The following is a 12,572-nucleotide window of genomic DNA, read 5'->3' as shown; positions in this document are numbered from 1 at the left end:
TGCCGGACCTGCGCGACCAGAGCCTCGACCCGGCGCGGGTGATCGCCGCCCTCGGTCTCGCGCCGCATCCGGAGGGCGGGCATTACCGCGAGCTCTGGCGCGACCGCCCGGCGGATGGCGGCCGCGGCGCCGGCACCGCCATCTACTACCTGCTGGCCGCGGGCGAGCGCAGCCACTGGCACCGCGTCGACGCGGCGGAGGCCTGGCACTGGTATGCCGGGGCGCCGCTGACGCTCTCGCTGTCGCTGGACGGGCAGCGCGTCGAGACGCTGTCGCTCGGCCCCGATCTCGGCGCCGGCGAGCGGCCCTTCGCCCTGGTGCCGGCCGGTTGCTGGCAGGCGGCGGCGCCAGATGGGGCCAGGGGTGGGAGCCGGGGCGGGGGTTGGGGCTGGAGCCTGCTCGGCTGCACCGTCAGCCCGGCCTTCGACTATGCCGGCTTCGAGATGGCCCCGCCCGGCTGGCGGCCGGGCGGGTAGAGCAAAGCGCCGCAGAGTGGACTCGCCCGGAGGCGAGACCCTGCTCTGGAAACAACAGGCTGCAGCGGAGCAGCGTGCAATCTTGAACGCAATCCGCTGTTGCGCGATCCGCTTCGGCGGCAGGCAACCCGCGGCCGGCGCGCCTCGTTCGGCCTGCTCATCCCGGAGCGATTCCCATGGTGGAGACGGAGGCGGCGGGACGCGCGGCGCGCCGGCGGCAGGTGCTGCTCGGCGGCGTTGCCGCCGGTACGGCGGCGGGGACGGCGATGGCGGCCGGAACCGGCGCAGCGGTGGGCGACGGCCGCACCGATACCGAGCCTCGCGAGCTCGGCGGGCAGCCGATGCCGGAGCCGCCGCCGGAGCGCTCGGCCGGGCCGCCGCGGCCCGGTCGCGGCTCGGCCCTGGCCGGCAAGCTGGCGGTGGTGACCGGCGCGGCGCGCGGCATCGGTCGGGCGATTGCGGTGGAGTTCGCGGCGAACGGTGCCGATGTGGTTGCGCTCGATATCTGCGGTCCGGTCAGCCCGGCCTCGAACGCCCGGCCGGCGACGCCGGAGGAACTGGCGGAGACGGTGCGCCAGATCGCCGACTTCGGCCGCCGGGGCGAGGCGGTGCAGGCCGATATCCGCGACATCGCGGCGCTGCGCCGCCTGGCGGAGCGGCTGGAGCAGGAGCATGGGCGCGTCGACATCCTGGTGGAGCGGCTGGAGCAGGAGCATGGGCGCGTCGACATCCTGGTGGCCAATGCCGCGATCCAGCGCTGGATGCCGCTGCTCGAGATGCAGGATGCCGACTGGCGCGACGTGATCGACAACAACCTCAACGGCTCCGCCAACACGCTGCGCGCCTTCGCCCCCGGCATGGTGCGGCAGAAGGGCGGGCGGATCATCCTGCTCTCCTCCATGCAGGGGAAGCACGGCACGCGGAACGCGGCCAGCTACTCGGCGAGCAAATGGGGCATCCTCGGGCTGATGAAATCTGCGGCGATGGAACTCGGCGAGCACGGCATCACGGTGAACGCGCTGCTCCCCGGCCTCGTCGACACGCCGCTCACGCGCTACGAGACGCGGCTGCGCAACAGCATGGCGGAGCAGGGCGTGACCCCGCCCGAGCATCCGACGCCGCAGCAGGCCTGGGACAACCGCGCGCCGACCGTGCCGCTGAAGGTGGGCTGGCTGCAGCCGGACGACATCTCCCCGGCCGCCGTCTTCCTCGCCTCCGAGGCGGCGGCGATGGTGACAGGCGCCGCCTATGAGGTCACCGGCGGCGACAGCGCCAAGGATATATGATTTTCCCCATGACGTCGCTTCGCGCCGCCGCGGGGACCCCGGTGAGTCCCTCCCAGGGGAGGGGCGTCACAGCCTTCCGAGGCAAAGCCCCGGAAGGGCAGCGGGCAGCGGCCTAACGCTCGCCCGGCCTCGTAGCCCGGTCGCTGCGCGCTGTCGCCGCGAGGGCCCCGCCGCCGACGACCAGCGCCGCCGCCGCGAGGGTGGCGGGACCGAGCCGGCCCTCGCCGAAAGCGACCAGCAGCAGCGTCGAGGCGACCGGCACCGCATAGGCCAGCGTGCCGAGCAGCCGCGGATCGCCCCGCTTCATGCCGACATCCCAGAGGAAGAAGGCGGCGCCGACCGGCCCGGCGCCGAGCAGCAGCAGTGCCGGCCATTGCCGCCCCTCCGGCCAGGACGGTGGTTCGAAGGCGGCATGGCCGAGCAGGGCGAGCGCCGCCGCGGCGAGGCAGAAGCCGGCAACGGCCTCGGTCGGCACGCCGGCGAGGCGCCGCGTGCCGGCGAGGACCGAGTAGAGCGCCCAGGTCAATCCCGCCGCCAGCGCCAGCGCATAGCCGGCGATCGGGCTCGCCGTGGCTGTCGCCGGCGCCGCGCCGGCCTCGGCACCCGAGAGCAGCAGCACCGCGCCGGTGGCGCCGAGCCCGACCCCGGCCAGCCGGCGCGGCCCGAGCGGCAGCCCGCGCAGCGGCGCAGCAAGGAGCACGATGAGCAGCGGCCAGGTGTAGTTCAACAGATTCGCCTCGACCGGCGGCGCCAGGGCGAGGGCGGCGAAGTAGAGCGCATGGTAGCCCGCCAGCCCGCCGACGCCGTGCAGCCAGACCAGCGGCGGCTGGCGCAGCGCGCCAAGCCGCCGGCGCGCCGCCACGACGAGGAGGCCGAGCGTGCCGCCGATGGCGAAGGCGAGGCCGGTCAGCAGCAGCGGCGGCAGGGGCTGGGCCAGCCGCGCGAGCAGGGCGAGGAAGGCCCAGAGCAGCAGCGCGGCGCAGCCGGTCAGGGTGGCGCGCAAGGGCGTGGCGTGCAGCGGCGTAGTGCCGTCCGGTGCGCTATTCGGGGTAGCGGTCACGATGGTTCCATTCGGGGAAGCGGCAGCGCAGCCTGGACCATGGTCCGTTCGCTCGGGTTCGCGGACCATGATCTAGGTCATTGATGGATCGCGTGATTCACGCCTTCGGTGATTCCACCTCAGGCGATCACGCTTTAACCTGCCGGCCAAGCTTTGCGGAGACGACGGCAGCATGGGCTTCTTGGCGCAAACCCTCATCACCGCCTTCGCCCTCTGGGCAGCGACGGAGATCGTCCCCGGCATGGAGGTGCGCAGCCTCGGCTGGCTGCTGCTCGCCGCGCTGGTCTTCGGCCTGGTGAACGCCTTCGTCCGGCCGATCCTCGTGTTGCTCTCGCTGCCGCTGACCATCCTGACGCTCGGGCTGTTCCTCTTAGTGGTGAATGCCGCCATGCTCGGCCTCACCTCCTGGTTCCTGCCCGGCTTCAGCGTGCACGGCTTCTGGGCCGCCTTCTGGGGCGCGATCGTGGTCTCGATCATGAGCTGGGCGGCGACGCGCCTCTTCGCCCCGCCAGTCGGCTGATGCCAGCGGACCGGTCGCTCGACCAGTCCGGGACCCCGAATGGGGCCCGCTTGCGGGCCATTGATAGGATACCCCGCGGCTCAGGTCGTGGTCAGCGCCCGCCAGGGTTGCCAGCCCTCGACCAGACCGGCGAGGGCGGCATAGCCGGCGCCGTCGGGATGCACGCCGTCGCCGCGCCCGACCGCGTTGCGCCAGGCGCTGCTCGCCGCGAGCGGGGCATGCACCGGCAGGTAGGGCAGGCGCATCGTCGCGCAGAGCGCCTCCAGCCGGACCGAGAGCGCCGCGACGCGCGCATCATGCGCCGCATCGTCCAGCACCGGCGGCGGGCCGATCATGAGCACCGGCCAGCGTGCCGCCGCCCAGCCGAGCATCGCCGCGGCATTCTCCTCGGTCGCCTCCGGCGGCACGCGCGGCATCTCGTCCTCATGCGTGCAGTCATTGACGCCGAAGCTGAGGACCATCGCCTGCGCGTCACCGGCCTGCAGCAGCCGCGCCAGGACCTCCGCCTTCATCCGCCGCCGCACATCGGCGCTGGTGTCGCGCCGCACGCCGAGATTGTAGGCGGTGAGCGCCACACCGCGGTTCCAGGCGGCGGCGGTGACGCGCCCGACCCAGCCGAGCGCCGTCTCGTCCCCGGCGCCGGCGACGAAGCTGTCGCCGACGAAGCAGATGCGCAGGTCGTGGATCATGTCTCGAAGGCGGGGTCGATCGGCACGCGCAGCGCCTCGGCGAGCCGGTTGGTCTCGGCGGCCATGCCGAGCACCGCCAGCAACTCGCCGAACATGGCGTCGTCCATGCCGGCACGGCGGGCGGCGGCGCCGTGGCTCGCCGTGCAATAGGCGCAGCCCACCGCCATGGAAGCGGCGAGGTAGAGCATCTCCTTGGTCCGCACATCCAGCGCGCCGGGCGCCATCACCTGCGACAGGCTCTCCCAGGTGCGCCGCAGCGTCGGCGGATCGACGGCCAGCGCCTTCCAGAAATTGTTCACGTCCGGCACGCCGCGCGCCGCCTTGATGGCATCGAAGACGGCGCGGACTTCGGGGCCGGCCTCGGCGTAGTCGACGAGGCGCGGCATCACACGCCCCCCGGCAGCGCCTGCCAGGGCAGCGGTGCGAAGCGGGTGCCGTGGAGCACCGTCTCCTGCCAGACGCCGCCGGTGACATAGGGGTCCTCGGCCATCCAGGCGCGCGCCGCCGCGTCGCTGTCGCAGGCGACCACCGCGATGGAGCCGGTCATCCCGCCATCGGCGTCGAGGATGGCGCCGCCGATGGCGAGCGTGCTGTCCTCGGCCATCGGCCGGACGCGCGCGATGTGCCGCTCGCGCACCGCCTGCCGCCGCGCCGGCGCCTCGGCATCCCGGCCGTCGCGGGCGAGGATGACGGTATGGGTGCGGCGCGGCGCCAGCGGCGCGCCCGGCTGCGGCAGCCGGCGATAGGGCAGGGGCGCGATGCGGAAGGGGAAGACCTCGTGCCGCGCCCAGACGCCGGACTGGTTGAAGGGCTCCTCGGCAAGGTAGTCGCGCAACCCGGCCTCGTCCGGCACGGCGAGGATCATCAGCGATCCCATCGCCCGGCCGTCCTCGGCCAGCAGCGGCGCGCCGAAGGCGAGGCGGCCGTCGCCCGCCCAGCGCGTCAGCACCTCCATATGCCGGTCGCGCGCCGCCATGCGGCGTGCCGGCGCAGCCTCATCCTCGCCATCGAAGGCAAGCACGGCATAGCCCATCGCGTCGTCTCCCCCGTTCCTGGCGCCGCAGCATGCCCCGGATGAACGGCTGCCGCCATGCCCCGACAACCAGCGCGGGCAGCCCCATCGAAGGCGCCCATCAGAACCGCCGCTATCCGTTGTCCTGCCGCGGCTTCGCCGCGGCAGGCTGTGACGCACCGAGGGCCAATGGCGAGTCACCGGGGTCCCCGCAAAGCCACGAAGCGGCTTTGCGGGGAGTTAGTACATGTGCTGGCCACCGTTGATGGAGAGCGTCGAGCCGGTGATGAAATCGGCATCGTCGGCGGTGAGGAACGCCACGCCGCGGGCGATGTCCTCGGCCTTGCCGAGACGGCCGCGGGGGATGCGCGCGATGATCTTCTCGAGCACGTCGGGCGGCACGGCGCGCACCATCTCGGTATCGACATAGCCGGGCGCGATGGCGTTGACGGTGATGTGCATCCGCGCGCCTTCCTGCGCGAGCGCCTTGGTGAAGCCGTGGATGCCGGATTTCGCCGCGGCGTAGTTCACCTGGCCATACTGGCCAGCCTGACCGTTGATCGAGCCGATATTGACGATGCGGCCGAATTTCCGCTCCGTCATGCCGTCCCAGACCAGCTTGCAGAGGTTGTAGCAGGAGCCGAGATTGGTATCGATGACGTCGTCCCACATCTTGCGGGACAGGCGCTTCATGGTGGCGTCCCGGGTGATGCCGGCATTGTTGACCAGGATCTCGATCGGGCCGACTTCCTCCTCGATCTTCTTCACCGCCGCCGCGCATTGGTCGTAATCGGCGACGTCGAACTTGTAGCACGGAATGCCCGTGCGCTCGGTGAAGGCCTGCGCCGCCGCGTCGTTGCCGGCATAGCTGGCCACCACCGTCCGCCCGGCCGCCTTCAGCGCCTCGCTGATCGCCGCACCGATGCCGCGCTGCCCGCCAGTCACCAAAGCAACTCGTGCCATGTCCCCGTCTCCTCACTGCTTGCGCCCGGGATACGATATCGGCGCCGCGCCGGGCGAGGCGATGCGCGGTGCCGTAACGCTAGGTCAGCCCGGAAGGCTGGTCGGATCAAGCGCGAAAGCCGTCCTGCCCGCCTTCTGCGCGGCCGGGTGGCGCCGGCCGCCGCGATCGTTGCGGAAAACTGATAGATTCGCTGGTCCTGTCTTTGCGGACGCGGTTCCGTTGCGCGGGCTGGCCTGCCTAATGTCCCGGCCGCAGCGCCAGGATCCAGGCGGTGATGCCGTCGAGCTCGGCGCGGCTCAGCCGGTGATCGGGCATGTTCGCATGCGGCATCCGCAGGAAGGCGCGCAGCGTGGCGTCGCTCGTCTCCGGCATGCGGGCGATCACCTCGAAGGGCGGCGCGGCATCGCCGGTCGGGCCGCGCGCATGCGGGCCGATGAGATGGCAGTTCGCGCACCAGAGTTCGGCCACCTTGCGGCCCTCGGCGAGCCGCGCCTGCTGCGCCGCATCCTGCGCCGCCGCGGGCAGGGCCGCGATCAACGCGCAGAGCGCCGGAACCAGCGATGTTCGCATGCCATGTCCTCCTTCCCGGCCTGGATGAGATGGGGATGCTTCGCCGGCATTCGCCGGAGGCGCGCCGATTCCGCCCGGCCGGGCATTCCCGCCGCGCCCCGATCCGCCCTGGAGCAGATCGCGGGAGGGCGAGACCGCCCGGAGGCGTGCCTCTGCTCTGGAAGCAGCAGACTACTGCGGAGCAGCATTCAATCTTGAACGCAATCCGCTGTAGGCTTGTCCCGGCAGAGCAGGGGAGGAACCGATGCCGCGATTCACCGGGAAAGTGGTGCTGATTTCGGGCGGCGCCCGCGGCCAGGGCGCGGCCGAGGCGCGCATGCTGGTGGCAGAGGGGGCGAAGGTCGTGCTCGGCGACCTGCTGGAGGAGCAGGGCGAGGCGCTGGCCAGGGAGCTCGGCCCGGCGGCGCGCTTCATCCGCCAGGACGTGACGCGCGAGGCCGACTGGGCGGCGGCGGTGCAACTCGCCGAGGAGCTCGGCCCGCTCACCGGCATGGTCAACAATGCCGGGATCTACGTGCCGCGGTCGCTGATGCAGACCGATGCGGAGCTGTTCGAGCGGCATATGCGCGTCAACCAACTCGGCTGCTTCCTTGGCATGCAGGCGGTGGTGCCGGCGATGGAGCGCGCCGGGGGCGGTTCGATCGTCAACATCTCCTCGACCGCCGGGTTGCGCGGCTCGCCCGGCGCGCTGGCCTATTGCGGGACGAAATGGGCGCTCCGCGGCATGACCAAGGCGGCGGCGGTCGATCTGGCGCCGCGCGGCATCCGGGTAAACAGCGTGCATCCGGGCCCGATCGAGACCGACATGGTCAAGGTCTGGACCAATGAGCAGCGGGCGGTGCGGCTGGCGCAGATCCCGATCGGGCGCATCGGCCAGGCGGAGGACGTGGCGCGGGCGGTGCTGTTCCTGCTCTCGGAGGAGAGCGCCTACATGACCGGGGCCGAGCTCTCCGTCGACGGCGGCGCCTCGCTCTGATCCTCCCCGGGGCGTCGCGGGAAACCCGGTCATGGCCATTGGCACGAATCGGCGGCGGGCGGTTCCCGTCCGCGGCATTCCGGCCTATGCCGTGCTGTCCAGCCGTGAGTTCCGCATGATGTTTCCCCTGTCCCGCCGCGCGGCGCTCGCCGGTCTCGGCGCGGCGCTGCCGCTTACGGCGCGCGCCCAGCCCGCGCGGCCGGTGACGCTGGTCGTGCCCTATGCCGCGGGCGGCGGCACCGACATCATCGGCCGCGAATTCGCCCTCGGCTTCGGGCCGGCCTTGGGCCAGACCGTGGTGGTCGACAACCGCGGCGGCGCGGCCGGGCATGTCGGCTCGGTCAGCGTGGCGCGGTCGCGGCCCGACGGCACGACGCTGCTCTTCGCCGTCTCCACCAACGCCTAGACGCCTAATGCACCATCGGTCTGATTTGAAATCAGATTGTGCGAAAGCATGACCGTGCATGAGTTGCCTGTGGTCGGCCGTGTTCGCAACGGCCAAGACCCGGCGTGGCCGTACATCCCCCCGCCCTGATGGGTACCGTTCTGCAATTCAATCCCGATGATCCGCGACCAGAAACGACACGGTTCGGATATGTTGACCTCAATACTGAAGGTAAGGAATAGCCTGTTGACGAGTATTGAACCTTAGTAAATGGGTCATGATCGAATCATGAAAGAGAAGATAAAATAGGATCAAGGAAGCTGAAACCAGGTTGAGCCCATATTTCTCTATCTATCATTATTAATCGCAAAATCGTGTTTTGATCATTACGTTATAAGCGGTATCCTAGCGCTTCCTTAGCCATAGGAGTGCTTGCGCGTGCCGTTCTGGATTGATGTGGGCAACGATGATCCGCGGCTGTATGAACTTGTCGAAGCCCCCAGTGCTGATGCCGCCGCTATTTTACTAATGCAAGGACGGATCGATATACTTCGTGGGTTTCGCAGTACGCTTATAATGCACGGAGGCGGAGTATCGCTCGACGCCGACGATCGAGAGGTCATGTGGCATTATAATTTTGAGTTCAGATCGAAAGGGAAATACCACACCGAGACACTGGCGGTCCGCGAAGCGCTCGTAAAAGCCGGGTCCGACCTCCCGTGGAAAATCAAATGACTGGTTGGGCCGGGCAGGAGGGTGAACCCCTATGCTGAAAGGCTTTAGCCTCATTCTGCGCGAGACGTCGACGCGTAGGAGTTGTCCCACGGGAGGTTAATCAGATGGAGAAGGGCCTCATAAGCGGCTACTTCGATACTTTAGAGCCGTACAGCCATAAGTTCGGAAAACGCCTTATCGCGCTTGGCGACGAAGAAGACGTCGATACGTGGTCCTTCATGGTTTTCGACAGCATCGAAACCGCCGTGAGGGAGTCGACCTTGGTGCTCCAAGAAGCCCGGCGCGAGGCGCTAGAGCGTGGTCACCAGAAAACGCGTTATAGTGGTAGGATCGTCACGCCCTCGGTGACGGGAAGCGCAGACTGGACTCACAATCTCCTCGGCACCATTCCCAACGTTTCGTACCTCTGGGTGGAGATCGGGTTGGCCAACACCTCAACGCCTCTGCCCAGAGTGGATACGTACTTTTGGACGGATGACTACCCGGCGATTGAGCGGATCATGGCTTGGTCAAGAGGAGAGCCGCTAATGCACCTGCGGATCTGGCGGAATTCTAACGAGCCGCCAATCTGGGAGGTGGGTGACTTCGAGGATCGGGCCACTGGGAGGCATTGAGCCCGACACTGGGTGAGTGCCCGTGATCAACCTCCGGAGAGCCCGGACTCTCTGGCGCTCGCCGCGGGATCAATAGCTGTGTGGATACGAATGTTCCGGAGTGCCCTACGCTCCATGACCGAGATCGCTGCTGCTCAACGATAGGCCCGGCCTGCCGTGAGCCTGGCTGCTGGCGGCTGCCCGAAACGCCGTGGGAGATCGCGGAGCGGTTCGTCCGCCAGGTATACCTCGCCTTGTTTCTCTGGTGTGTGACGCTCGCTGTGGCGATCGCGGTGTTTGGCGGCGCGGGATAAATCCCTGCATGCAAATCCCTTGTGGCACCACTGCCGAGCGTCCCGCCAATCCCGCCGATGGCGAGCTATTCTTCAACATCGACAATGCCGCCATCGAGGTTTGGTACGACGGCCTCTGGCGATACATCCCGCTCGGCATCTGAGGTTAGCTAACCGTTAGCTAAGCCGTCCGGCAAACTGCCTGCGGTACTCGCGCACGACAGTCTCGTGCGCCAGCCGCATGGCCTCGGCCTGCTCCTGTGCGGTCAGCAGCATGCTGACGTACGGTCGGCTGAAGACCTGGCGCGACGTCTCGACAAAGTAGCCATTCCACAACACTGCATCGCGCATAACCGCGTGCCACCCGGCCGCCGGAGGACTGCTTTGCATTTGTGCCAGCAGTCCTTGCGCCGCGATGGCCGCGGCGTCTTGCGTCACGGCGCCTGGAACATGAACACGATGCTACCCGGCGATGTTCCGGAAATCGTCACCGCGCCTGCGGTCGCCGGCAGGAACGCACTGCCTGCAACGTAGGTCGGTGCGGTATTGCGCGCCATCCGGTTGATTAGCTGGCCACCGGCCATAAAGGCGCCGCCAGTGAGGCCGCCAACGATATTGACGAATCCACCACCACCCGCCGTGTTCGACCAGGATACGAATACGGGCGCGTTCGTCCCTTGCGTGACGATCCCGACCCAGTAGACACCGGGGTTCAGTGTGACCGCGGACGCAAATGTAGCTGTCTTGATCTGGCCCGTCGTGAGGTCGATATCGGCGTTGCACTCTGCCAGCAGGTTTGCAGGCCGTCCGCCGGAGTTGCTGTAGAGACCGACCTTCGCATACGCGGCTGTCGCTCCCCCGGATGTTGCGGTAGTGACCATGTAGAACGAAATGTTCGTGACAGACACACGGAACATTACCGTCATGGGGCTGAACAGCATCGACCCGGTCGGATAGGCACCCGTGGTGATCACCGCATTCGGCTGCGTGCCGTACCACAACCCGCTGACGTAGCCTGGATGGTCCATGGGCGAGAGGCCCATCCACTCGGCCGCGCCGCTCACCGCTGTGCGGGCGATGAAGATTTCGCCGCCGCTGGTATTCAGCCAGTGCGAACCGGCCGCATAGCCGGAGCCACTATCGTCGGTAGTCGTCGGGTCGACGGTCGCAGCGCTGTTCGCCTTCGGCACGCCAAGGTTCGATAGCGCGCCGGCAACGGTGGTCGCGCCAGTTCCGCCGCTCGCTACTGGAACGGTGCCGGAGAGATAGCCCTGCGCCTTGACGAAGGCGGTGCTGGCCGCTGCCGTGCTGCTGTCGCTGGTCGTGGCCGTGGTGATGCGCACCAGCCCGGAGCCACGCGGTGTGATCGTGATGTCACCATCGGTCGGTGCGCCAGACGCCGCGCCGATCGAGATCGTCGGGCCGGTCGTGGACCCGACGACCGAGAGACCGAGCAGCGAGGCAGAGGGATTAGTCGCAACGGTAAGGCTAGGCTGGTTGCCCGTGCCGGAGGAGAGGCCGAAGCCGGCATTGCCGCTGCTGAAGATCGCGTGCCGGCGAGTGCCGCTAACCGAAATCGACAGTTCGTTCGTGGCGGCGCTGTAGATGCCGGAGGTCGTGCCAGTGCCGAAGATGATCGTCGGTGCACCGGCTGAGCCGCTCGGCAGGGAGAGGGTGCCCGTAAACGTCGGGCTGGCGGCAGGAGCCGCACCTAGGGCCGTCAGGGCCGCGGAGGCAGATGTCGCGCCCGTGCCGCCATTGGCGACGGCGAGCGTCCCCGCCAGGGTGATGGTCCCGCTCGTGGTGACAGGGGACCCAGAGACCGTGAGGCCCGTGGTGCCGCCGGAGAGCGCCACGCTCGTCACAGTTCCCGAGCCACCACCGCCGGCAGGGACGGACCAGGTCCCATCGCCGCGGAGGAAGGTCGTGCTGTCGCGCGTGCCCGTCGCCGTCAGGTCAGCGATGGCATGGGTGTGGGAGGCCGCCGCAAAGGCGCTGGAAGCCGATGTCGCCGCGGTGCCTAGCCCGAGAGCCGTCCGCTGGGCAGCGGCGTCAGCGGCCGTCAAAAGCCCTTTTCCGACCGTGGTCGCATCGGTGACGTCGGCAGCCGCGATCGTAACCGCGCCTGTCCTGCCGGCGACCGACTGAACGGGCGCGGCTGCCGCCGCCTGCGAGGAGGTTACCCCGCCGAGCGCCGTCAGCGCCGCTGAAGCGGTGGTCGCGCCTGTGCCGCCGGCAGCGATCGCAAGAGTGCCCGCCAGCGTGATGGTGCCGCTGCTCGTCACCGGGGAGCCGGAGACCGTTAGGCCGGTCGAGCCACCACTGACCGCAACGCTCGTGACCGTCCCAGATCCGCCACCACCGCCCGCCGGGGTCGCCCAGGTGCCATCGCCTCGCAAATAGGTGGTGGCATCGCGGGTACCTGTTGCCGTCAGGTCCGCGATCCCGTGGGTATGGGACGCGGCAGCGAAGGCGCCGGCTGGCTGGGTGGCAGCAGTGCCGAGGCCGAGGGCAGACCTTTGGGCCGAGGCATCCGCGGCGGTAAGGATTGCCCGGCCGGCTGTCGTGCTATCGGTAAGGTCAGCAGCCGCGATGGTGACCGTCCCCGTTCGGCCAGCCACAGACTGCACAGGGGCAGCCGCACTGGCAGCAGAGGCAAACCCGCCGATGTCGGAGTTCGTCAGCGTCACCGCGCCTGTCCGCCCGGCCACCGACTGCACAGGCGCGGCTGCGGCAGCAGCGGCGCTGAAGCCCGCCACGTCAGCCGGCGCCAGGGTGATGGCCCCGGTGCGCCCGCACACGCTGAGGACCGGCGAGGCCGCAGCCACAGCGGCGCTGAAGCCCGCAATGTCAGACGTCGAGAGGGTGACCGCACCTGTCCGCCCGGCGACGCTCTGCACGCCCCCACCTGCAACCACCACGGGTGGCGAGTTAACCTGAACAATGCGCTGGACGGCGGAGCTATCGCTGATGCGGACGATCGTAGGCATTCAAGGCCCTTTTTATTGTGTTG

General features: G+C 69.0%; 16 protein-coding genes. 8 read left to right on the top strand and 8 right to left on the bottom strand.

What is annotated here, in order from left to right; translation table 11 throughout:
- The first annotated feature begins 38 nt into the window (after window positions 1–38).
- On the top strand, window positions 39–476 hold the full coding sequence (locus HJG45_RS05630) for a cupin domain-containing protein (protein ID WP_368040516.1): 438 nt from the start codon (window positions 39–41) through the stop codon (window positions 474–476).
- A 176-nt stretch (window positions 477–652) separates the two neighbouring features.
- A complete protein-coding gene (locus tag HJG45_RS05625; protein ID WP_171611095.1) occupies window positions 653–1,762 on the top strand; it encodes an SDR family NAD(P)-dependent oxidoreductase in 1,110 nt (369 codons plus the stop codon).
- A 112-nt stretch (window positions 1,763–1,874) separates the two neighbouring features.
- Here HJG45_RS05625 and HJG45_RS05620 read toward each other — a convergent pair whose 3' ends face one another.
- A complete protein-coding gene (locus tag HJG45_RS05620; protein ID WP_368040515.1) occupies window positions 1,875–2,822 on the bottom strand; it encodes a DMT family transporter in 948 nt (315 codons plus the stop codon).
- Between the two features lie 172 nt (window positions 2,823–2,994).
- Between HJG45_RS05620 and HJG45_RS05615 the strand changes: the two genes are divergently transcribed.
- Window positions 2,995–3,342 carry a phage holin family protein gene (locus HJG45_RS05615; RefSeq protein WP_171611093.1) on the top strand — a complete coding sequence of 116 codons (348 nt, stop codon included), beginning with the start codon at window positions 2,995–2,997 and terminating at the stop codon, window positions 3,340–3,342.
- Window positions 3,343–3,422: 80 nt separating this feature from the next.
- On the opposite strand, the gene HJG45_RS05610 is transcribed toward HJG45_RS05615, so the two are convergent.
- The 5 genes from HJG45_RS05610 to HJG45_RS05590 form a co-directional block, all read right to left on the bottom strand.
- Entirely contained in the window at window positions 3,423–4,031 is a 609-nt protein-coding gene (locus tag HJG45_RS05610; protein ID WP_171611092.1) for a GDSL-type esterase/lipase family protein, read from the bottom strand.
- The gene (locus HJG45_RS05605; RefSeq protein ID WP_171611091.1) at window positions 4,028–4,417 is read right to left on the bottom strand and encodes a carboxymuconolactone decarboxylase family protein; all 390 of its coding nucleotides are present in this window, start codon (window positions 4,415–4,417) and stop codon (window positions 4,028–4,030) included. The genes HJG45_RS05610 and HJG45_RS05605 overlap by 4 nt, the downstream gene beginning before the upstream one ends.
- On the bottom strand, window positions 4,417–5,064 hold the full coding sequence (locus HJG45_RS05600) for a YciI family protein (RefSeq protein WP_254452288.1): 648 nt from the start codon (window positions 5,062–5,064) through the stop codon (window positions 4,417–4,419). Before HJG45_RS05600 ends, HJG45_RS05605 begins: the two co-directional genes overlap by 1 nt.
- A gap of 219 nt (window positions 5,065–5,283) precedes the next feature.
- Window positions 5,284–6,006 carry an acetoacetyl-CoA reductase gene (gene phbB, locus HJG45_RS05595; protein WP_171611090.1) on the bottom strand — a complete coding sequence of 241 codons (723 nt, stop codon included), beginning with the start codon at window positions 6,004–6,006 and terminating at the stop codon, window positions 5,284–5,286.
- 238 nt (window positions 6,007–6,244) lie between these two features.
- Entirely contained in the window at window positions 6,245–6,577 is a 333-nt protein-coding gene (locus HJG45_RS05590; protein WP_171611089.1) for a cytochrome c, read from the bottom strand.
- Window positions 6,578–6,821: 244 nt separating this feature from the next.
- On the opposite strand from HJG45_RS05590, the gene HJG45_RS05585 reads away from it, so the two are divergent.
- The 5 genes from HJG45_RS05585 (at window position 6,822) to HJG45_RS29165 (ending at window position 9,723) form a co-directional block, all read left to right on the top strand.
- A complete protein-coding gene (locus tag HJG45_RS05585) occupies window positions 6,822–7,553 on the top strand; it encodes an SDR family NAD(P)-dependent oxidoreductase (protein ID WP_171611088.1) in 732 nt (243 codons plus the stop codon).
- Between the two features lie 31 nt (window positions 7,554–7,584).
- The gene (locus tag HJG45_RS05580; RefSeq protein WP_254452287.1) at window positions 7,585–7,959 is read left to right on the top strand and encodes a tripartite tricarboxylate transporter substrate-binding protein; all 375 of its coding nucleotides are present in this window, start codon (window positions 7,585–7,587) and stop codon (window positions 7,957–7,959) included.
- A gap of 417 nt (window positions 7,960–8,376) precedes the next feature.
- Window positions 8,377–8,673, top strand: a complete 297-nt coding sequence (locus HJG45_RS05575; protein ID WP_171611087.1) for a hypothetical protein — start codon at window positions 8,377–8,379, stop codon at window positions 8,671–8,673.
- 104 nt (window positions 8,674–8,777) lie between these two features.
- On the top strand, window positions 8,778–9,287 hold the full coding sequence (locus tag HJG45_RS05570; protein WP_171611086.1) for a hypothetical protein: 510 nt from the start codon (window positions 8,778–8,780) through the stop codon (window positions 9,285–9,287).
- 301 nt (window positions 9,288–9,588) lie between these two features.
- On the top strand, window positions 9,589–9,723 hold the full coding sequence (locus tag HJG45_RS29165) for a hypothetical protein (RefSeq protein ID WP_302479709.1): 135 nt from the start codon (window positions 9,589–9,591) through the stop codon (window positions 9,721–9,723).
- Between the two features lie 13 nt (window positions 9,724–9,736).
- Here HJG45_RS29165 and HJG45_RS05565 read toward each other — a convergent pair whose 3' ends face one another.
- Window positions 9,737–9,997, bottom strand: a complete 261-nt coding sequence (locus HJG45_RS05565) for a hypothetical protein (protein WP_171611085.1) — start codon at window positions 9,995–9,997, stop codon at window positions 9,737–9,739.
- On the bottom strand, window positions 9,994–12,549 hold the full coding sequence (locus tag HJG45_RS05560) for a hypothetical protein (RefSeq protein WP_171611084.1): 2,556 nt from the start codon (window positions 12,547–12,549) through the stop codon (window positions 9,994–9,996). The genes HJG45_RS05565 and HJG45_RS05560 overlap by 4 nt, the downstream gene beginning before the upstream one ends.
- Window positions 12,550–12,572: the final 23 nt, after the last annotated feature.

This window comes from Roseicella sp. DB1501 (assembly GCF_013112485.1).
Lineage (GTDB): Bacteria > Pseudomonadota > Alphaproteobacteria > Acetobacterales > Acetobacteraceae > Paracraurococcus.
The sequence above is the reverse complement of the archived record's forward strand: the minus strand, read 5'-3'. Positions and strand labels throughout refer to the sequence as shown.